Source organism: Streptomyces sp. NPDC051576, from assembly GCF_040681835.1.
Lineage (GTDB): Bacteria > Actinomycetota > Actinomycetes > Streptomycetales > Streptomycetaceae > Streptomyces.
This window is the reverse complement of the sequence record NZ_JBFAZO010000010.1, coordinates 224,520-243,218: the sequence shown is the minus strand read 5'-3', so window position 1 is coordinate 243,218 and position 18,699 is coordinate 224,520. Positions and strand designations below refer to the sequence as shown.

The 18,699-nt window shown below is 69.4% G+C and carries 17 protein-coding genes; 6 read left to right on the top strand and 11 right to left on the bottom strand.

Translation table 11 applies throughout. The annotated features are described in order from the left end of the window. The first annotated feature begins 67 nt into the window (after positions 1 to 67). Entirely contained in the window at positions 68 to 1,078 is a 1,011-nt protein-coding gene (locus AB0M63_RS30660; protein WP_366021703.1) for a COX15/CtaA family protein, read from the top strand. Positions 1,079 to 1,100: 22 nt separating this feature from the next. On the opposite strand, the gene AB0M63_RS30655 is transcribed toward AB0M63_RS30660, so the two are convergent. The 4 genes from AB0M63_RS30655 to AB0M63_RS30640 all read right to left on the bottom strand — a co-directional run bounded on the left by AB0M63_RS30655 (position 1,101) and on the right by AB0M63_RS30640 (position 4,462). Beyond that, positions 1,101 to 1,841 carry a nucleotidyltransferase domain-containing protein gene (locus tag AB0M63_RS30655; RefSeq protein ID WP_355912936.1) on the bottom strand — a complete coding sequence of 247 codons (741 nt, stop codon included), beginning with the start codon at positions 1,839 to 1,841 and terminating at the stop codon, positions 1,101 to 1,103. Between the two features lie 18 nt (positions 1,842 to 1,859). Continuing rightward, positions 1,860 to 2,966 carry an amidohydrolase family protein gene (locus tag AB0M63_RS30650; protein WP_366021702.1) on the bottom strand — a complete coding sequence of 369 codons (1,107 nt, stop codon included), beginning with the start codon at positions 2,964 to 2,966 and terminating at the stop codon, positions 1,860 to 1,862. A gap of 103 nt (positions 2,967 to 3,069) precedes the next feature. Further along, complete coding sequence (locus tag AB0M63_RS30645) at positions 3,070 to 3,402, bottom strand: hypothetical protein (protein ID WP_355912942.1); 333 nt, start codon at positions 3,400 to 3,402, stop codon at positions 3,070 to 3,072. A gap of 91 nt (positions 3,403 to 3,493) precedes the next feature. After that, on the bottom strand, positions 3,494 to 4,462 hold the full coding sequence (locus AB0M63_RS30640; protein WP_355912945.1) for a heme o synthase: 969 nt from the start codon (positions 4,460 to 4,462) through the stop codon (positions 3,494 to 3,496). A 341-nt stretch (positions 4,463 to 4,803) separates the two neighbouring features. On the opposite strand from AB0M63_RS30640, the gene tkt reads away from it, so the two are divergent. Genes tkt through pgl form a run of 5 tightly spaced genes read left to right on the top strand, consistent with a single transcriptional unit; the run spans position 4,804 to position 11,451 of the window. Beyond that, positions 4,804 to 6,891: a transketolase gene (gene tkt / locus AB0M63_RS30635; protein WP_355912948.1), complete on the top strand. Its 2,088-nt coding sequence runs from the start codon at positions 4,804 to 4,806 to the stop codon at positions 6,889 to 6,891. 34 nt (positions 6,892 to 6,925) lie between these two features. Further along, a complete protein-coding gene (gene tal / locus AB0M63_RS30630) occupies positions 6,926 to 8,044 on the top strand; it encodes a transaldolase (RefSeq protein WP_355912951.1) in 1,119 nt (372 codons plus the stop codon). A 4-nt stretch (positions 8,045 to 8,048) separates the two neighbouring features. Then, positions 8,049 to 9,572: a glucose-6-phosphate dehydrogenase gene (zwf, locus tag AB0M63_RS30625; RefSeq protein ID WP_355912954.1), complete on the top strand. Its 1,524-nt coding sequence runs from the start codon at positions 8,049 to 8,051 to the stop codon at positions 9,570 to 9,572. Next, positions 9,569 to 10,672, top strand: coding sequence for a glucose-6-phosphate dehydrogenase assembly protein OpcA (opcA, locus tag AB0M63_RS30620; protein ID WP_355912957.1), 1,104 nt, complete (start codon positions 9,569 to 9,571; stop codon positions 10,670 to 10,672). Before zwf ends, opcA begins: the two co-directional genes overlap by 4 nt. Further along, positions 10,669 to 11,451, top strand: a complete 783-nt coding sequence (gene pgl / locus AB0M63_RS30615; protein ID WP_355912960.1) for a 6-phosphogluconolactonase — start codon at positions 10,669 to 10,671, stop codon at positions 11,449 to 11,451. Before opcA ends, pgl begins: the two co-directional genes overlap by 4 nt. A gap of 57 nt (positions 11,452 to 11,508) precedes the next feature. On the opposite strand, the gene pgi is transcribed toward pgl, so the two are convergent. The 7 genes from pgi to gap all read right to left on the bottom strand — a co-directional run bounded on the left by pgi (position 11,509) and on the right by gap (position 18,629). After that, the gene (gene pgi / locus AB0M63_RS30610) at positions 11,509 to 13,161 is read right to left on the bottom strand and encodes a glucose-6-phosphate isomerase (protein ID WP_366021701.1); all 1,653 of its coding nucleotides are present in this window, start codon (positions 13,159 to 13,161) and stop codon (positions 11,509 to 11,511) included. A gap of 53 nt (positions 13,162 to 13,214) precedes the next feature. Further along, positions 13,215 to 14,483 carry an MFS transporter gene (locus AB0M63_RS30605; RefSeq protein WP_366021700.1) on the bottom strand — a complete coding sequence of 423 codons (1,269 nt, stop codon included), beginning with the start codon at positions 14,481 to 14,483 and terminating at the stop codon, positions 13,215 to 13,217. A 132-nt stretch (positions 14,484 to 14,615) separates the two neighbouring features. Beyond that, positions 14,616 to 14,951, bottom strand: coding sequence for an RNA polymerase-binding protein RbpA (locus AB0M63_RS30600; protein ID WP_003957010.1), 336 nt, complete (start codon positions 14,949 to 14,951; stop codon positions 14,616 to 14,618). Positions 14,952 to 15,158: 207 nt separating this feature from the next. Next, positions 15,159 to 15,392 carry a preprotein translocase subunit SecG gene (gene secG / locus AB0M63_RS30595; protein WP_355912969.1) on the bottom strand — a complete coding sequence of 78 codons (234 nt, stop codon included), beginning with the start codon at positions 15,390 to 15,392 and terminating at the stop codon, positions 15,159 to 15,161. Positions 15,393 to 15,496: 104 nt separating this feature from the next. Next, on the bottom strand, positions 15,497 to 16,273 hold the full coding sequence (gene tpiA, locus AB0M63_RS30590) for a triose-phosphate isomerase (RefSeq protein ID WP_366021699.1): 777 nt from the start codon (positions 16,271 to 16,273) through the stop codon (positions 15,497 to 15,499). 5 nt (positions 16,274 to 16,278) lie between these two features. Continuing rightward, on the bottom strand, positions 16,279 to 17,490 hold the full coding sequence (locus AB0M63_RS30585; RefSeq protein WP_355912975.1) for a phosphoglycerate kinase: 1,212 nt from the start codon (positions 17,488 to 17,490) through the stop codon (positions 16,279 to 16,281). A gap of 128 nt (positions 17,491 to 17,618) precedes the next feature. Then, positions 17,619 to 18,629, bottom strand: coding sequence for a type I glyceraldehyde-3-phosphate dehydrogenase (gap, locus tag AB0M63_RS30580; RefSeq protein ID WP_355912978.1), 1,011 nt, complete (start codon positions 18,627 to 18,629; stop codon positions 17,619 to 17,621). Positions 18,630 to 18,699: the final 70 nt, after the last annotated feature.

The window sequence follows — 18,699 nt, the reverse complement described above, 5'->3', positions numbered from 1 at the left end:
GCGGTGAGGCACGACTCACCCGGCATCCGCCCACCCAAGTGAATTCGTGCACAAGCACCCCCCTACGATGGTCCCCGTGCCAAACGTGACCCGCGCCGACGTCGTAGCCGCCGCGCGCAACCCCCTCGCCTTCATCGCCGCGCGCTGGACCCCGGATCCCCGGACGGTCCGGCGGGCGGCTCTCGCCGCGCTCGTCATGTCGGTGGTCATCGTGGTGACCGGCGGTGCCGTGCGGCTGACGGGATCGGGGCTCGGCTGCCCGACCTGGCCCAAGTGCACCGACCAGTCGCTGACCGCGACCGCTGAGACGGGCTTCCACAGCTACATCGAGTTCGGCAACCGCATGCTGACGTACGTGCTGTGCGCTGCCGTCGGCTGGGCGATCATCGCCGCGCGCTCGGAGAAGCCGTACCGGCGCTCTCTTACCCGGCTGGGCTGGGCGCAGTTCTGGATCGTGATGAGCAACGCGATCCTCGGCGGGATCGTGGTGCTGGTCGGCCTCAACCCGTACACGGTCGCGGCCCACTTCCTGCTCTCCACCGGGCTGATCGCGGTCGCCACGCTGATGTGGCAGCGCAGCCGGGAGGGCGACACGGAACCCAAGCCGCTGGTCGGCAAGGCCGTGCAGCAGCTGGTGTGGTTCCTGGTCACCGCCTCCGTGCTGCTGATCGCGGTCGGCACGGTGGTGACCGGCGCGGGCCCGCACGCGGGCGACTCCAAGGAGGTCGAGCGGATCCCGATCGACTGGGAGACGGTCGCCAAGCTGCACGCGGTGCTCGCCTGGATCGTGGTCACGCTGACGTTCGCCCTGTGGTTCGTCCTCAAGGCGGTCGACGCCCCGCCCGGCCCCCTGGCCCGGACCCGCGATCTCTTCCTGATCCTGCTCTCCCAGGGCGTCATCGGTTACGTCCAGTACTTCACGAACCTCCCCGAGGCCCTGGTAGGCCTCCACATGCTCGGCTCCTGCCTGGTGTGGATCGGGGTGCTGCGGGTGCTGCTGTCGCTGCGCGAGCGGCCCGACGTCCTCGCGGATCTGCCGGGACCCTCTGCCGAGCAGTCGGTGCCCACGCGCGCGTGAAGCACCACTCTCGACGGATCACTCATCCGTAGCGGGTGACCAACTCGTCGATCGCCGGGCCGAGATAGGCCCGGGTCAGCTCGCCCCGGCGGTCCAGCCACGCCGCGTCGGAGGACGGTACCGGATCGTCGTAACGCCGTCGTACGACGTCCTCGACGACCTCCACGGGGGCGCCGAGGGCGGGCAGCAGGTCGAGTGCCTCGCGCTTGGTGATCAGTCGGCCGTCCCGCAAGGTCACGGTCGCCCGGGCGAACGTGGTCAGGCCCACGCCGACCCAACCGTCCTCACGCCACAGCTGCGGCTTGTCGACGCACGGCCGCCAGAACTCCCGCTGGTCGCGTACGACGAACTCGGCCAGCTCCTGGTCGGTGACGGCCGGCAGCAGGTCCTTCGGGGAGCCGCCCTGCAACACCCGCCCGAAGACGTGCAGTTCACGCCGGGTGACGGGGGTGACCGGTCGGCGCATGACGTGGTCGTGCGCCCAGGTCAGGTGGCTCTGGTTCGGGGCGTCCTGCGTACCGGGGGCGAGGTAGCTGCAGTGCAGCCGCACGGCGAGGGGATCGGTGCGCAGCCCGCGGTGCAGGGCGACGAGCCGTCGGGCGGTGCTCGGCTTGAGGGGATGGTCCAGGATGGCTATCAGGTCAAGGTCGCTGCGCCCCTCCTGATAGTCGCCCCCGGCGAGCGAACCGTGGGCCCACACGGCAACGGGCTCAAGGGGGGCCAGTTCGTTCAGGAAGCGGTCGAGCAAGGCGTCGGTCGGCATTGGTCCAGTCTGTACAGCTCACTCCAGCCCGTACACCCTGTTTGCGTTGCCGACCGCGATCAGTCCCGCGACCCGCTGTGCGTCGGCCAGTGACCAGGCTCCCTCTGCGACCCAGTTGCCGAGCACCCGCCCGAGCGCCTCGCGGAACAACCGGGCGCCCACGACGTGCAGTTCGGGCAGCCCGTGGGCCCCGCTGGAGAAGAGGATCTTGCCGAAGGGGGCCAGCTCCAGGATCTCGGCGAGCACGGTCGCGGCGCGGGCGCCGGTGCGCACCAGCGCGGCGCCCGAGTCGGCGTAGACGTGTGGGAAGACGCCCGCGAGATGGGCCGCGTGCCGGTGGTACGGGTAGCTGTGCAGCAGCACCAGGTCCGTGCCGAGCCCGGCCGTGGCACGCACGAAGTCGGTGAGCAGGACGGGGTCGGTGCGGTCGATGCGCAGGCCCGGTTCGCCGAGTCCCGCGTGCAGTTGGAGGGGCAGTCCGGAGGCCACGGCGATCCACAGCAGGTGTCGTAGGAGCACTGGATCGCTGAGCGGTCCGCCCACCCGCCGACCCGCCAGCCAGCGCCCGGCCGCGCCCCTCACCTCACCGGGGCCGGGCGGTTCGGGCGCGAGCGCGAGACCGTGCCGTACGCCCGCGACGGAGGTGAAGGCGACGGCGCTGCCCGCCGCGCCGTGCACCGACTCGGCGAGGTTGGCGAGGAAGGACTCGACGGTGCCGGAGGTGTCGGCGACCTGTTCGGCGAGGAGTTCGAGACGGACGATCTCCCGCGCGTCCGCCCGGCCGGCCGTCGCCATCTCGGCCGGTCCGGTGAGGTCGCCGGGCAGACCCGTGTCGATCAGATACGTCGTGATGCCACTGCCGCGCAGCAGCCGGCGGCCCGCTTCCAGTACGCCGAGTTCACGGCGCCGGGCGAGATAGCGGGCGGGCGGACAGTGCGGCTCCAGACCTAGCAGGGGCGGGCACCATCGGCGTACGGCGAATCCGGTCTGAGTGTCGAACAGGGTGGTGCCGGGTGCGGGCGGGCCCTCGGTGCGGGCGAGTTGGGCCTCGAAGGTGCCGAGGCCCAGCTCCGTTCTCAGTACGCCGTGGCAGTACTGGTCCACGAGGGACGGCGTTTCGATCATCCGGGCTCCCCGTGGCTGGACCGTGCCTTCCTGAGGTCCTAACGGGTGAACCGGGTGTCAGGTGTTGCTCGCACACACCCCGTGTGAGCGAGCGCCCCTCCCGTCAGCCGTTGCGCGGGCCGCCGACCTGGATACCCGCCATGCGCTTCCACTCGTACGGGCCCGTCGTCACCTTGGCCGCGAACTCGCCGTCGAAGTCCTCGTGGACGGTGATCCCGGACTTCTCCACGGCCTGCTGGGCGATCTCGTAGGAGGTGGCCACCAGGTCGCCCCAGCCGCCGTCCTCGCCGACGAGGACGATGCGGGCACCGCGCTCCCCGATGTACGCGACCTGGCCCTCGGCCCCGCCGTGCGCCTTGGAGAAGGTGCCGATCTGCTTGACGAGGCGGGCCACCTGGCGCTCGGCCTTCGCGTCAACCTGCTGAGTGTCTGCCATGACCAGGATGCTACCGACGGGTAGATCGAACGGCGACGGGCGGGGTGCGTGGCCTTGACCACGCACCCCGCCCGTCGGGCCGTACAAGGGGCTATCGCAGGAAGGGGTCCACCGCGATCGCCACGAACAGGAGCGACACATAGGTGATCGACCAGTGGAACAGCCGCATCTCCTTGAGCTTGCCGCCCGTCACCTCGGCCTTGGCCCGGTTCTGCAGACCGTGCGCCTCCCAGAGCCAGAAGCCACCAGCCAGCAGTGCGACCAGGGTGTAGAACCAGCCCGTGTAACCGAGGGGTGTCAGCAGCAGCGAGACCGCGACCATGACCCAGCTGTAGATCACGATCTGCTTGGCGACGACCTTGTTGGAGGCGACGACCGGGAGCATCGGCACGCCCACGCGCGCGTAGTCGTCCTTGACCTTCATGGACAGCGGCCAGTAGTGCGGCGGCGTCCAGAAGAACATGACGAGGAAGAGGATGACCGGCGCCCAGGACATGGAGTCCTTGACCGCGGACCAGCCGATGAGCACCGGGAGACAGCCGGCGATACCGCCCCACACGATGTTCTGCGAGGTACGGCGTTTGAGGATCATCGTGTAAACGACGACATAGAAGAGGAGCGCTCCGAGCGCGAGCCAGGCGGACAGCCAGTTGACGGTCAGGCCGAAGAGGAGGGTCGAGACGACGGCGAGGGTGATGCCGAAGGCGAGGCACTCGCGGGGGCTGACCATGCCGGTGACCAGAGGGCGCTGCGAGGTGCGGTCCATGAGCGCGTCGATGTCGCGGTCGATGTACATGTTGAGCGCGTTCGCGCCACCCGCGGAGAGGTAGCCGCCGACACAGGTGAGGAGCACCAGCCCGAGGTCCGGCACTCCCTGCTGGGCCAGGAACATCACCGGAACGGTGGTGATCAGCAGCAGCTCGATGATCCGCGGCTTGGTCAGCGCCACGAACGCCATGACCCGGGCCCCGATCGGCCGCCGGCCCGGGCTCTGGCTCGCCCCGACAATCCCCGCTGGACGGGATTCAACGGCCGTCACGCACACCCCTGACAGAGACATCCCAGCAAGCCTCCGGGTGTGAACTCCCCGTAAAGGCTCGCGCGTACCACGCCACTGTAGACGTTGCCCAGACCCGGACATTCGCGGGGGTGGGGTCGTGTTGGGCAGCCCCTCCGGAAGAGCTGATCGCCACTCCATTGAGCACTCGAACGAGCACCTCCGTATTCAGTTGCCGAATGCGGAACGGACCGGTCGGGAGGCGGATCCCCGAGAGTCCCGGCAGTCTGGAATGACTCGAAAAAATGCACGTTCTTACGGGGGTAGGCTCGACATCGGCCGGTGGGCGCAAAGTGCACCGGTATTCGACATGCGTGACATGTGGAGAGGAGCCCTGACCCAGGGTGAGCACCAAGCCGACCACCACAGACCTCGACTGGACCGAGTTGGACCAGCGGGCCGTTGACACCGCCCGCGTCCTGGCCGCCGACGCCGTACAAAAGGTCGGCAACGGCCATCCGGGAACGGCGATGAGCCTGGCCCCGGCCGCCTACACCCTCTTCCAGAAGGTGATGCGGCACGACCCCGCGGACGCGGACTGGGTGGGGCGCGACCGGTTCGTGCTGTCCGCCGGACACTCGTCCCTGACCCTCTACACGCAGCTCTACCTGGCCGGTTTCGGCCTGGAGCTGGCCGACCTGGAGGCCTTCCGCACCTGGGGCTCCAAGACCCCGGGCCACCCCGAGTACGGGCACACCACCGGAGTGGAGACGACCACCGGGCCGCTGGGCCAGGGTGTCGCCAACGCGGTGGGCATGGCGATGGCCGCCCGCTACGAGCGCGGCCTGTTCGACCCGGACGCCCCCCAGGGTGAGTCGCCGTTCGACCACTTCATCTTCGCCATCGCCGGTGACGGCTGCCTCCAGGAGGGCATCTCCGCGGAGGCGTCCTCGCTGGCCGGCCACCAGGAACTCGGCAACCTGATCCTGCTGTGGGACGACAACCACATCTCGATCGAGGGCGACACCGAGACGGCCGTCTCCGAGGACACCGTCAAGCGCTACGAGGCCTACGGCTGGCACGTCCAGCGCGTCGCCCCGAAGCCGGACGGCGACCTGGACCCGCACGCCCTCTACAACGCCATCGAGGCCGCGAAGCAGGTGACGAACAGGCCGTCGTTCATCGCGATGCGCTCGATCATCGCCTGGCCCGCGCCGAACGCGCAGAACACCGAGGCCGCGCACGGCTCGGCGCTGGGCGCCGACGAGGTCGCCGCCACCAAGCGCGTCCTGGGCTTCGACCCGGAGAAGTCCTTCGACGTCTCCGACGACGTCCTCAAGCACACCCGCCAGGCCCTGGAGCGCGGTCGCGACGCCAAGGCCGAGTGGCACACGTCCTACCAGCAGTGGCGCGACAACAACCCGGAGCGCGCGGCCGAGTACGACCGCATCGCGGCGGGCGAGCTGCCGGCCGGCTGGGAGGAGAAGCTCCCGGTGTTCGAGGCGGGCAAGGGTGTCGCCACCCGTGCCGCGTCCGGCAAGGTGCTCCAGGCGCTCGGCGCGGTCATCCCCGAACTGTGGGGCGGCTCGGCCGACCTCGCGGGCTCGAACAACACGACGATCGACAAGACGTCGTCGTTCCTCCCGGCGGACAACCCGCTCCCGGAGGCGAACCCCTACGGCCGCACCATCCACTTCGGTATCCGCGAGCACTCCATGGCCGCGGAGCTCAACGGCATCACCCTGCACGGCAACACCCGCGCCTACGGCGGCACGTTCCTCGTCTTCTCCGACTACATGCGCAACGCGGTCCGTCTCTCCGCGCTGATGCACCTGCCGGTGACGTACGTGTGGACGCACGACTCCGTCGGCCTGGGCGAGGACGGCCCGACCCACCAGCCGGTCGAGCACCTCGCCTCGCTGCGCGCGATCCCGGGCCTGAACGTCGTACGCCCTGCGGACGCGAACGAGACCGCGATCGCCTGGCGCGAGGTCCTGCGCCGCTACACCAAGGTCTACGGCGAGGGCGCCCCGCACGGGTTCGCGCTGACCCGCCAGGGTGTGCCGACGTACGAGGCCAACGAGGACACCGCCAAGGGCGGTTACATCCTGTTCGAGGCGTCCACCGGGACGCCCGAGGTGATCCTCATCGGTACCGGTTCCGAGGTGCACGTGGCCGTCGAGGCCCGCGAGCAGCTTGAGGCCTCCGGGGTGCCGACGCGGGTCGTGTCCATGCCCTGTGTGGAGTGGTTCGACGCGCAGGACCAGGGGTACCGGGACAGCGTGCTGCCGCCGTCGGTCAAGGCGCGGGTCGCGGTCGAGGCCGGGATCGGTCTGACCTGGTACCGGTTCGTCGGGGACGCCGGTCGCATCGTTTCACTGGAGCACTTCGGGGCTTCCGCCGACGGCAAGGTCCTCTTCCAGGAGTTCGGCTTCACTGCCGAGAATGTGGCCGCCAAGGCCCGGGAATCCATCGCCGCCGCCCAGAGCTGACGCTGACATACGACACGTAGGAGATGCATTTTCCATGACAGACGCACTCAAGCGCCTCTCCGAGGAAGGCGTCGCGATCTGGCTGGACGACCTGTCGCGCAAGCGGATCACGTCCGGCAACCTCGCCGAACTGATCGACCAGCAGCACGTCGTGGGCGTCACCACCAACCCGTCGATCTTCCAGAAGGCGATCTCGCAGGGCGACGGCTACGACCAGCAGCTCGCCGATCTCGCGGCCCGCAAGGTGACCGTCGAGGAAGCCATCCGCATGATCACGACGGCCGACGTCCGTGACGCCGCCGACATCCTGCGCCCGGTCTTCGACGCCACCGGCGGCCAGGACGGCCGTGTGTCGATCGAGGTCGACCCGCGGCTGGCCCACAACACGACGGCTACCGTCGCCGAGGCCAAGCAGCTCGCCTGGCTGGTGGACCGTCCCAACACCCTGATCAAGATCCCGGCGACCAAGGCGGGTCTCCCGGCGATCGCCGAGACCATCGGCCTGGGCATCAGCGTCAACGTCACGCTGATCTTCTCGCTGGCGCGCTACCGCGAGGTCATGGACGCGTTCATCACCGGCCTGGAGAAGGCCAAGGAGCGCGGCCTGGACCTCTCGAAGATCCACTCCGTGGCGTCCTTCTTCGTGTCCCGTGTGGACACCGAGATCGACAAGCGGATCGACGCGCTGGGCACCGAGGAGGCCAAGGCCGCCCGCGGCAAGGCCGGTCTCGCCAACGCGCGGCTCGCCTACGAGGCGTACCAGGAGGTCTTCTCCTCGGACCGCTGGGCCGCCCTCGACAAGGCGCAGGCCAACAAGCAGCGTCCGCTGTGGGCCTCGACCGGCGTCAAGGACAAGGCCTACAAGGACACGCTGTACGTCGACGACCTGGTGGCGCCGAACACGGTGAACACCATGCCGGAGGCCACCCTTGAGGCCACCGAGGACCACGGGCAGATCACCGGCGACACGATCACCGGCACGTACGAGCAGTCCCGCGCCGAGCTGGCCGCCGTGGAGGCGCTCGGTATCTCGTACGACGACGTGGTCCAGCTGCTGGAGGACGAGGGCGTCGAGAAGTTCGAGGCGGCCTGGAACGACCTGCTCAAGTCGACCGAGGCGGAGCTTTCGCGCCTCGCCCCCTCGGAGGGCTGAAACCTTGTCGAGCAGCAACCCGCTGCGTGACCCCGCCGACCGACGGCTCCCGCGTATCGCGGGGCCGTCGGGCCTGGTCATCTTCGGCGTCACAGGCGATTTGTCACGCAAAAAGCTGATGCCCGCCGTGTACGACCTCGCGAACCGGGGTCTGCTGCCACCGGGTTTCTCGCTCGTCGGCTTCGCCCGGCGCGAGTGGGCCCACGAGGACTTCGCGCAGGAGGTCCACGACGCCGTCAAGGAGCACGCCCGTACGCCGTTCCGTGAGGAGGTCTGGCAGCAGCTCGTCCAGGGGATGCGCTTCGTCCAGGGCACCTTCGACGACGACGACGCGTTCGAGCGGCTGCGCGACACGATCGAGGAACTGGACAAGGCGCAGGGCACGGGCGGCAACTTCGCCTTCTATCTGTCGGTGCCGCCGCGGTCCTTCCCGGTCGTCATCCAGCAGTTGAAGAAGCACGGTCTCGCCGACCAGGAGAGGGGTTCCTGGCGACGCGCGGTCATCGAGAAGCCCTTCGGCCACGATCTGAAGTCGGCCGAGGAACTCAACGCGATCGTCCACGAGGTCTTCGCCGCGGACCAGGTCTTCCGCATCGACCACTACCTCGGCAAGGAGACCGTCCAGAACATCCTGGCGCTCCGCTTCGCCAACACGATGTTCGAGCCGATCTGGAACCGGTCCTTCGTGGACCATGTGCAGATCACCATGGCCGAGGACATCGGCATCGGCGGCCGGGCCGGTTACTACGACGGCATCGGCGCCGCCCGTGACGTCATCCAGAACCACCTGCTCCAGTTGATGGCGCTGACCGCGATGGAGGAGCCCGCCTCCTTCTCCGCGGACGCGCTGGCGGCGGAGAAGGAGAAGGTGCTCGGCGCGGTGCGGCTGCCGAAGGACCTCGGCAAGAGCGCGGTCCGCGGGCAGTACGCAGAGGGCTGGCAGGGCGGCGAGAAGGCCGTCGGCTACCTCCAGGAAGACGGCATCGACCCCAAGTCGAAGACCGACACCTACGCGGCCATCAAGGTCGAGGTCGACAACCGCCGCTGGGCGGGCGTCCCCTTCTACCTGCGTACCGGCAAGCGGCTCGGCCGCCGGGTCACCGAGATCGCGGTGGTCTTCCAGCGCGCTCCGCACTCCCCCTTCGACCACACGGCGACGGAGGAGCTGGGCCAGAACGCGATCGTCTTCCGGGTCCAGCCCGACGAGGGCGTGACGGTCCGCTTCGGCTCCAAGGTGCCCGGCACCTCGATGGAGATCCGGGACGTGTCCATGGACTTCGCCTACGGCGAGTCGTTCACGGAGTCCAGCCCGGAGGCGTACGAGCGCCTCATCCTCGACGTCCTCCTGGGCGACTCGAACCTCTTCCCGCGCACCGAGGAGGTCGAGCTGTCCTGGAAGATCCTCGACCCGATCGAGCGGTACTGGGACAAGCACGGCAAGCCCGCGCAGTACCAGGCCGGGACGTGGGGTCCGGTCGAGGCTGACGAAATGCTCGCACGAGAGGGACGGAGCTGGCGCCGGCCATGAAGATAGACCTCACCGACACCACTGCCAGCAAGATCAACAAGGCGCTCGTCAAGGGCCGCCGCGCCATCGGCACCCCGGCCGTCGGCATGGTGCTCACCCTCGTCGTCGTCACGGACGAGGAGAACGCCTACGACGCCCTGAAGGCCGCGGGCGACGCCTCGCACGAGCACCCCTCGCGCACGCTCGTGGTCATCAAGCGCGTCTCGCGCTCACCCCGGGGCCGCACCCAGTCCCGCCTCGACGCCGAGGTACGGGTGGGCGCGGACGCCGGCACCGGCGAGACGGTCGTCCTGAGGCTGTACGGCGAGGTCTCCGACCACGCCCAGTCCGTGGTGCTGCCGCTGCTGCTGCCGGACGCGCCTGTGGTGGTCTGGTGGTCGGTGGACGCGCCGCGCGACCCGGCGAACGACCCGCTGGGCGCCCTGAGCCAGCGCCGGGTCACCGACAGCTACGCGGCGGAGAAGCCCGTCGACGAGCTGCGGTCCCGCGCCGAGAGCTACGAACCGGGCGACACCGACCTCGCCTGGGCCCGCATCACCCCGTGGCGTTCGATGCTGGCCGCCGCGCTCGACCAGGTCTCCTCGGAGATCGTCTCCGTCGAGGTGGCGGGCGAGGAGTCCAACCCGAGCGTCGAACTGCTCGCGATGTGGCTCGCCGACCGCCTCCATGTGCATGTCCGGCGGGCGGTCTCCGCGGGGCCCGGTCTGACCCAGGTCCGCCTGGAGACGACCGGCGGCCCCATCACGCTGCACCGCTCCGACGGGGCGATGGCCACGCTGGCCCTGCCCGGTCAGCCGGACCGCGCGGTGGCGCTCAAGCGCCGTGAGACGTCCGAGCTGCTCGCGGAGGAGCTGCGCAGGCTCGACCCGGACGACACCTATGCGTCCGCGCTGCGGTTCGGCGTGGACCGGCTGGGCGGCATCCAGTCGGCCGCGGAACGGGCCGAGGCCGCCGCCGACCAGCCCGTACCGGCCCTGCCGGTCCGCGGGGTACCGGACGCGACACCTGCGTCGGCCTTGGCTTCCGTTTCGGACCAGGGCGACGCCGACCGGCCCACCCCGGCGAAGATGCCCCCGGTCAAGAAGGCTGATCCGCAGTGAGCACTCCCCAACTCGTCGTCCACCGCGACAAGGAACTGATGGCCCAGGCCGCCGCGGCCCGGCTGATCACGAAGATCGTGGACGCTCAGGCCTCGCGCGGCTACGCCTCGATCGTGCTCACCGGCGGTCGCAACGGCAACGGTCTGCTGGCCGCCCTGGCGGCTCAGCCCGCCCGGGACGCCATCGACTGGAGCCGGCTCGACCTGTGGTGGGGCGACGAGCGGTTCCTGCCCGAGGGCGACCCGGAGCGCAATGTCACCCAGGCCCGCGAGGCGCTCCTCGACGCGGTGCCGCTGGACCCGAAGCGCGTGCACGCCATGCCCGCGTCGGACGGTCTCTACGGCGCCGACGTGGAAGCGGCGGCGGCGGGCTACGCCGAGGAACTCGCCCGGTCCGCCGGCCCGGAGAACCACGGTGCCGTCCCCACCTTCGACGTCCTGATGCTGGGCGTCGGCCCGGACACCCATGTGGCGTCGCTCTTCCCGGAGTTGCCCGCCGTACGGGAGACCGAGCGCACGGTGGTCGGTGTGCACGGTGCGCCCAAGCCGCCGCCGATCCGGGTCACCCTGACCCTGCCGGCGATCCGGTCGGCCCGTGAGGTGTGGCTGCTCGCGGCCGGCGAGGACAAGGCGGAGGCCGCGGCGATCGCGCTGTCGGGCGCGGGCGAGATCCAGGCACCGGCGGCCGGTGCCCAGGGCCGCTCCCGCACCCTGTGGCTGCTGGACGCGGCGGCGGCCTCGCAACTGCCGCGCTCGCTGTATCCGCCGGCCTCAGCCTGACACCGGCGTGCTGCCGAAGGGCCCGTACGACTTCGGTCGTACGGGCCCTTCGCTGTATCAACGCCCGCGCAGCTCGCGGTACTTGGTGACCAGGGCCGTCGTCGACGCGTCCAGGCCCGGCACGTCTGCGCCGTCGGTGAGGGCGGGTTCGACGCGCTTGGCGAGGACCTTGCCGAGCTCGACGCCCCACTGGTCGAAGGAGTCGATGTTCCAGATGGCGCCCTGTACGAACACCTTGTGCTCGTAGAGCGCGATGAGCTGGCCGAGGACGGAGGGGGTCAGCTCGCGGGCCAGGATCGTGGTGGTGGGGTGGTTGCCCTTGAACGTCTTGTGCGGCACCAGCTCCTCCGCCACCCCCTCCGCGCGCACCTCGTCGGGCGTCTTGCCGAACGCCAACGCCTGTGTCTGCGCGAAGAAGTTGGCCATCAGTAGATCGTGCTGCGCCTTCAGCCCCTCGCTCAGCTCACCGACCGGGTTGGCGAAGCCGATAAAGTCCGCCGGGATCAACTTCGTGCCCTGGTGGATGAGTTGGTAGTAGGCGTGCTGCCCGTTCGTCCCGGGCGTGCCCCACACCACCGGGCCGGTCTGCCAGTCGACCTCCTGGCCGTCCCGGCCCACGTACTTGCCGTTCGACTCCATGTCCAACTGCTGGAGATACGCGGTGAACTTGGACAGGTAGTGACTGTAGGGCAGCACGGCGTGCGACTGGGCGTCGTGGAAGTTGCCGTACCAGACACCCAACAGGCCAAGGAGCAACGGCGCGTTGGACTCGGCGGGCGCGGTGCGGAAGTGCTCGTCGACGGTGTGGAAACCGTCGAGCATCTCCCGGAAGCGGTCCGGGCCGATGGCGATCATGAGGGAGAGGCCGATCGCCGAGTCGTAGGAGTAACGGCCCCCGACCCAGTCCCAGAACTCGAACATGTTGTCCGTGTCGATACCGAAGTCCGACACCTTCCCGGCGTTCGTCGACAGCGCCACGAAGTGCTTGGCTACCGCATCCTGACCGGCCTTCAGCTCGGTGAGCAGCCAGTCACGGGCCGAGGTGGCGTTGGTGATCGTCTCGATCGTGGTGAACGTCTTCGACGCGATGATGAACAGCGTCTCGGCCGGGTCGAGGTCGCGGATCGCCTCGTGGAGGTCGGCGCCGTCCACGTTCGACACGAAGCGGACCGTCAGATCGCGGTCGGTGAAGCTGCGCAGCACCTCGTACGCCATCGCCGGACCGAGGTCGGAGCCGCCGATGCCGATGTTGACGATGTTCTTGATGCGCTTGCCGGTGTGGCCGGTCCACTCGCCGGAGCGGACGCGGTCCGCGAAGCCGGCCATCTTGTCGAGCACGGCGTGCACCTGCGGCACGACGTTCTCGCCGTCGACCTCGACCACCGCGTCCCGGGGGGCGCGCAGCGCGGTGTGCAGGACCGCGCGGTCCTCGGTGACGTTGATCTTCTCGCCGCGGAACATGGCGTCCCGCAACCCGAACACGTCCGTGGCGGCGGCCAGCGCGTGCAGCAGCCGCAGGGTCTCGTCGGTGACGAGGTGCTTCGAGTAGTCGAGGTGGAGGTCACCGACGCGGAGCGTGTAGCCGGTGCCGCGTCCGGGATCGGCGGCGAACAGCTCCCGCAACCGGACCTCACCGAGCTCCTCACGGTGCTTGGCCAAGGCGGTCCACTCGGGCGTCTGGTTGAGCCTGGTACGGCCGTCTGCGTTCATTGCGACTTCAGCCTTCTTTCCTACCGACCTGGGGCCTGTCCCAACCTAATTGATCAACTCGCGGAGCGGGCGGTGGTCCCGTGGTCCTCCGGGGCAACAACAGGTACGTCCGGCTTGACCGCGGGTATCAGCGCGATGACCGACAGGACGAAGAAGGCGGCGGTGAGCAGGGCGGGCGTGTTCGGTCCCCAGGCGCCGGCCGCGGCACCGCCGAGGAGTGCGCCCAGCGGCGCTCCGGCAGCGGCCAGCGTGCGGAAGGCCGAGCTGACCCGGCCCAGCATGTCGGCGGGGGTGCGCTGCTGCATCAGCGTGGTGGTGTTGACGTTCCACACCATGCTCATGACGCCGAAGACCGCGAGGGCCGCCACGACGGCGGTCAGGCTGCGCACGGAGCCCATGACGACGAGGGCGCCGATCTGCACGAGGCCCGCGAGCAGCACGCTCCGCAGCGCGCCGAGCCGAGCGGCGATCCGCCGGTTCACCACTCCCCCGGCCAGGCCGCCGACGGTGAATGCGGTGGTCGCCGCCGCGTATCCGGCGGTGCCCGCGTCCAGCCAGCCGGTCACCAGGATCACCAGGGTGGCGATCAGCGCGCCCATGCCGATGTTGCACAGGGCCGTCGCGCCACACAGCCCGCGCAGGGGCCGGTCGCGCCACAGAGTGCGCAGCCCGTCCGCGATCTCTCCGCGCAGCGTGCCGCCCGCCGGTCTCGGGCCACGGTCGGGCGCCGTGGTCCGCAGCGAGGCGACCAGCGCGGCGGCCACCAGGAAGGTCCCGGCGTCCGCCACGAAGGGCATGGCGGCACCGGCGGCGATCAGCACCGGCACCGCGGGCGTCCCCATCAGGCCGCCCGCGATCTTCTGCCCGGTCATCAGCCGTGCGTTGGCGCTGCCCAGCGCCTCGCGGTCCACCAGAGACGGCAGCAGGGCCGTGGACGCGTTGTCGAAGAGGGTCTGGAGCGTGGTCAGACAGAAGGCGAGGGCGAGCGGCAGCGCGATCGAGGCGTGACCGAGCCCGACGGCGAGCCCGAAGCAGGCGACGAGCAGCCCCCGCACCGAGTCCACCGCCCACATCGCGCGCCGCTGGTCGACCCGGTCCGCGACGGCCCCGCCGAGCAGTCCGAAGAGCAGCCAGGGGAGGTATCCGCAGGCGGTGACGGAGGCGATGACGAGTGGGTCGTCGGTGAGCCGCACGGCGAGCAGCGGCAGCGCGGCCGTACGCAGCGCATCCCCGAACCGCGAGATCACGGCGGCGCCCCACAGCCGCCCGAATCCCCCGCGCCACGCGGGCGCATGCCCGCCCGTCGCATCGACCGTCGTCACAACTCCCCCTCACGATTCGCCTGTTCACAAACCGTAGAGGGCGCCACTGACAATCGGTCCGGAGGCGGTCGGCCGCCGGGGCGCGAAACAGCTCCGGCCAGACACCTTGTGGGCGTCCGGCCGGTTCAACTCCTAGATTTCTCCCCGCAGTTTGGCGAGCGCCTCGGCGAGGATCGCCTCGCCGTCCGCGTCGCTGCGCCGCTCCCGTACATACGCGAGGTGCGTCTTGTAGGGCTCGGTGCGCGGCGGGTCCGGCGGGTTGTCCCGGTCCTGTCCGGCGGGAAAGCCGCAGCGCGGGCAGTCCCAGGTGTCGGGGACCTGCGCGTCGCTGGCGAAGCTGGGCTGCGTCTCGTGCCCGTTGGAGCACCAGAAGGAGATGCGCAGCCGGGGCGCGGACTCGCCGCGCTCGGCCTCACCCATCGGCCCCGCCCCGACCCGGCTTCCTCGGATCGCGTTGCCACTTGCCACGGTCGTAACTCCCTGCGTGATGGTGCCGCGAAGCGAGTCGGCGTTGTCGCTCCGTTGCGAGCGCCTCAGTCTACGTAAGGCCCAACGCGCGTCCAGTGGTTGGAGTTACAGCCCCCACACCTAGACGCAAGCCCCATGATAGGCCGCGCTAAGCTGCGCGTACCGAACATGGGGCCTTACGTGCGGAATGTGCGAAGGAACGTGCGGTCAGCTCGTCTTCATCAGCAGGCCGAGTACGACGATGCAGGCGAACCACAGCAGACCGAGCGCCACGGTGATGCGGTCGAGGTTGCGCTCGGCGACCGAAGAACCACCGACGGACGACGACATGCCGCCACCGAACATGTCGGAGAGACCGCCGCCCTTCCCCTTGTGCATCAGCACCAGCAGCATCAGCAGCAGGCTGAAGACGATCAGGGCGATCGAGAACCCCAAAACCACGGCTGGACCAACTTCCTCGGATTCGGACGGACGACGGGGACATGGCTGTGGAGCCATGTCCCCGCAAGGGTACGACGGATCGTCGCTACGGCCTACTCACGGCCTCACTGGTCACGGAAACGCACGATCTTGACGAACTCGTCGGCGTCCAGCGAGGCACCGCCGACCAGGGCGCCGTCGACGTCGGGCTGGGCCATGATCTCGGCGACGTTGCCGGACTTCACGGAGCCGCCGTACTGGATGCGGACCTGATCGGCCAGCTCCTGGGTGTACAGCTCGGCGAGCTTGCCGCGGATGGCCTGGCAGACCTCCTGGGCGTCCTCGGCGCCGCAGACCTTGCCGGTGCCGATGGCCCAGACGGGCTCGTAGGCGATGACGACCGACTCGGCCTGCTCGGCGGGAACGTCCTTGAGGCCGCCCTCGATCTGCGCGAGCGTGTGGGCGACGTGGTTGCCCGCCTCGCGGATCTCCAGTTCCTCGCCGACGCACAGGATCGGGGTGAGGCCGTGCTTGTAGGCGGCCTTGACCTTGGCGTTGACGACGTCGTCGGTCTCCGCGTGGTACTGGCGGCGCTCGGAGTGGCCGACGGCCACGTACGTGCACTTCAGCTTGGCCAGCATCGCACCGGAGATCTCGCCGGTGTAGGCGCCGGAGTCGTGCGCCGAGATGTCCTGGGCGCCGTACTTGATCTTGAGCTTGTCGCCGTCGACCAGGGTCTGCACGGAGCGCAGGTCGGTGAAGGGCGGCAGGACGGCGACCTCGACGGCCTCGTAGTCCTTGTCCGCGAGGGCGAAGGCGAGCTTCTGGACGTGGGCGATGGCCTCGAGGTGGTTGAGGTTCATCTTCCAGTTGCCCGCCATGATCGGCGTGCGCGTGCTCATCAGGGTCAGTCCTCCAGTGCGGCGAGGCCGGGGAGCGTCTTGCCCTCTAGGTATTCGAGGGAGGCGCCGCCGCCGGTCGAGATGTGGCCGAATGCCTTCTCGTCGAAGCCGAGCGTGCGCACGGCAGCGGCGGAGTCTCCGCCGCCGACGACGGTGAAGCCGTTCGTTTCGACGAGGGCCTGGGCGACCGCCTTGGTGCCCTCGGCGTAGTCGGGGTGTTCGAAGACGCCCATGGGGCCGTTCCAGAACACGGTCTCGGCGTCGGCGAGCTTGCTCGCGTACAGCTCACCGGTCTTCGGGCCGATGTCCAGGCCGAGCTGGCCCTCGGGCATCTTCTCCGCGTCGACGACGGTGTGCTCGGTGGACGCCTTGGCCTTCAGGTCCGGGAAGCCCGGGGACACCACGACGTCGACCGGGAGCACCAGCTCGACGCCCTGCTTGTTGGCGCGCTCCATGTACTCGGTGACGGCCGGGATCTGGTCCTCCTGAAGGAGGGAGGTGCCGACCTCGTAGCCCTTGGCCTTGAGGAAGGTGAAGGCCATGCCGCCGCCGATGAGGATGCGGTCGGCCTTGCCGAGGAGCTGGTCGATGACGGCGAGCTTGTCGGAGACCTTGGAGCCGCCGAGGGCGACGACGTAGGGCCGCCGGACGTCCTCGGTGAGCTTCTTCAGGACGCCGACCTCGGTGGCGATGAGGTAGCCGGCGTAGTGCGGCAGGCGGGCCGGGAGGTCGTACACGGAGGCGTGCTTGCGGTGCACGGCGCCGAAACCGTCGCCTACGTAGATGTCCGCCAGGGCGGCGAGCTGGTCGGCGAACTCGCCGCGCTCGACGTCGTCCTTGGAGGTCTCTCCCGCGTTGAAGCGCAGGTTCTCGATGACCGCGACCTGGCCGGGTTCGAGGCCGTTCACCGCGTCGTGGGCGGCGGGGCCGACGGTGTCCTGGGCGAACGCGACCGGCGCGCCGAGGAGTTCGGCCAGGCGCTCGGCGGGCTGGAGCAGGGAGAAGGCCGGGTCCGGGGCGCCCTTGGGGCGGCCGAGGTGTGAGGCGACGACCACCTTGGCGCCCGCCTCGGCGAGGGCCTTGACGGTGGGCAGTACGGCGCGGATACGGCCGTCGTCTGTGATGAGGCCGTCGGCCAGCGGGACGTTGAGGTCGGCGCGGACGAAGACCCGCTTGCCGTCCACGCCTTCGGCGAGAAGTTCGTCGATCGTCTTCATGAATGGGGCTCCTAGAGAGGGCTCTTCAGGTCCGAGAGGGCTGATCGATCACTACGTAGCGCAGGGCTCGGGCAGCGCGGCGTGCGCTGTCCGAGCCCTGGCTCACATCGAGTTGCCTGCTCTGGGAGTTAGAGCTGGCCGCCGACGAAGACCGTGAGGTCGACGAGGCGGTTGGAGTAGCCCCACTCGTTGTCGTACCAGCCGAGGATCTTCACCGTGTTGCCGTCCTGGACCATGGTCAGGGACGAGTCGAAGGTGCAGGACGCCGGGTCGCTGACGATGTCCGAGGAGACGATCTCGTCCTCGGTGTACACCAGGTAGCCCTTGAGGTCGCCGTCCTCGGCGGCCTTCTTGAACGCGGCGTTGACCTCGTCCTTGGTGGTCTCGCGGGCCAGCGTCACGACCAGGTCGGTGGCCGAGCCGGTCGGGACCGGGACGCGCATCGCGATGCCGTCGAGCTTGCCCTTGAGCTGCGGGAGCACCAGGGCGGTCGCCTTGGCGGCACCGGTCGTCGTCGGGATGATGTTCTCGGCGGCGGCGCGGGCGCGGCGCAGGTCCTTGTGCGGGAAGTCCAGGATGCGCTGGTCGTTGGTGTACGCGTGGACCGTCGTCATCAGGCCCTTGACGATGCCGAAGTTCTCGTCGAGAACCTTGGCCATCGGCGCCACGCAGTTGGTGGTGCAGGAGGCGTTCGAGATGACGTGGTGGTTGGCCGCGTCGTACTTGTCCTGGTTGACGCCCATCACGATGGTGATGTCCTCGTCCTTGGCCGGAGCCGAGATGAGGACCTTCTTGGCGCCGCCGGCGATGTGCTTCTCGGCGTCGGCCTTCTTCGTGAAGATGCCGGTCGACTCGATGACGATGTCGACGCCGAGGTCGCCCCACGGGATGTCGGCGGGGTTGCGCTCGGACAGCACCTTGATGGTGTGGCCGTCGACGGTGATGGTGTCGGCGGTGTGCGACACCTCGGCCTTGAGGCGGCCCAGGATGGTGTCGTACTTGAGCAGGTGCGCGGTGGTCGCGGTGTCACCCAGGTCGTTGACAGCCACGATCTCGATGTCAGCACCCTGCTCCAGCAGCGCGCGGAAGTAGTTACGACCGATGCGGCCAAAGCCGTTGATGCCTACGCGGATCGTCACGAAACCGATCTCCTCGTTGGTACGCCGGGTTCGAATCCGGCGAGCTGTATGGGATGTCCCCGACCGGCTA

Excerpts from the sequence above, each read along its gene's own strand:
- AB0M63_RS30660 (WP_366021703.1), top strand. The coding sequence starts at position 68 with ATGGTCCCCGTGCCAAACGTGACCCGCGCCGACGTCGTAGCCGCCGCG.
- AB0M63_RS30655 (WP_355912936.1), bottom strand. The coding sequence starts at position 1,841 with ATGCCGACCGACGCCTTGCTCGACCGCTTCCTGAACGAACTGGCCCCC.
- AB0M63_RS30650 (WP_366021702.1), bottom strand. The coding sequence starts at position 2,966 with ATGATCGAAACGCCGTCCCTCGTGGACCAGTACTGCCACGGCGTACTG.
- AB0M63_RS30645 (WP_355912942.1), bottom strand. The coding sequence starts at position 3,402 with ATGGCAGACACTCAGCAGGTTGACGCGAAGGCCGAGCGCCAGGTGGCC.
- AB0M63_RS30640 (WP_355912945.1), bottom strand. The coding sequence starts at position 4,462 with ATGTCTCTGTCAGGGGTGTGCGTGACGGCCGTTGAATCCCGTCCAGCG.
- tal (WP_355912951.1), top strand. The coding sequence starts at position 6,926 with ATGACAGACGCACTCAAGCGCCTCTCCGAGGAAGGCGTCGCGATCTGG.
- opcA (WP_355912957.1), top strand. The coding sequence starts at position 9,569 with ATGAAGATAGACCTCACCGACACCACTGCCAGCAAGATCAACAAGGCG.
- pgi (WP_366021701.1), bottom strand. The coding sequence starts at position 13,161 with ATGAACGCAGACGGCCGTACCAGGCTCAACCAGACGCCCGAGTGGACC.
- tpiA (WP_366021699.1), bottom strand. The coding sequence starts at position 16,273 with ATGAGCACGCGCACGCCGATCATGGCGGGCAACTGGAAGATGAACCTC.
- AB0M63_RS30585 (WP_355912975.1), bottom strand. The coding sequence starts at position 17,490 with ATGAAGACGATCGACGAACTTCTCGCCGAAGGCGTGGACGGCAAGCGG.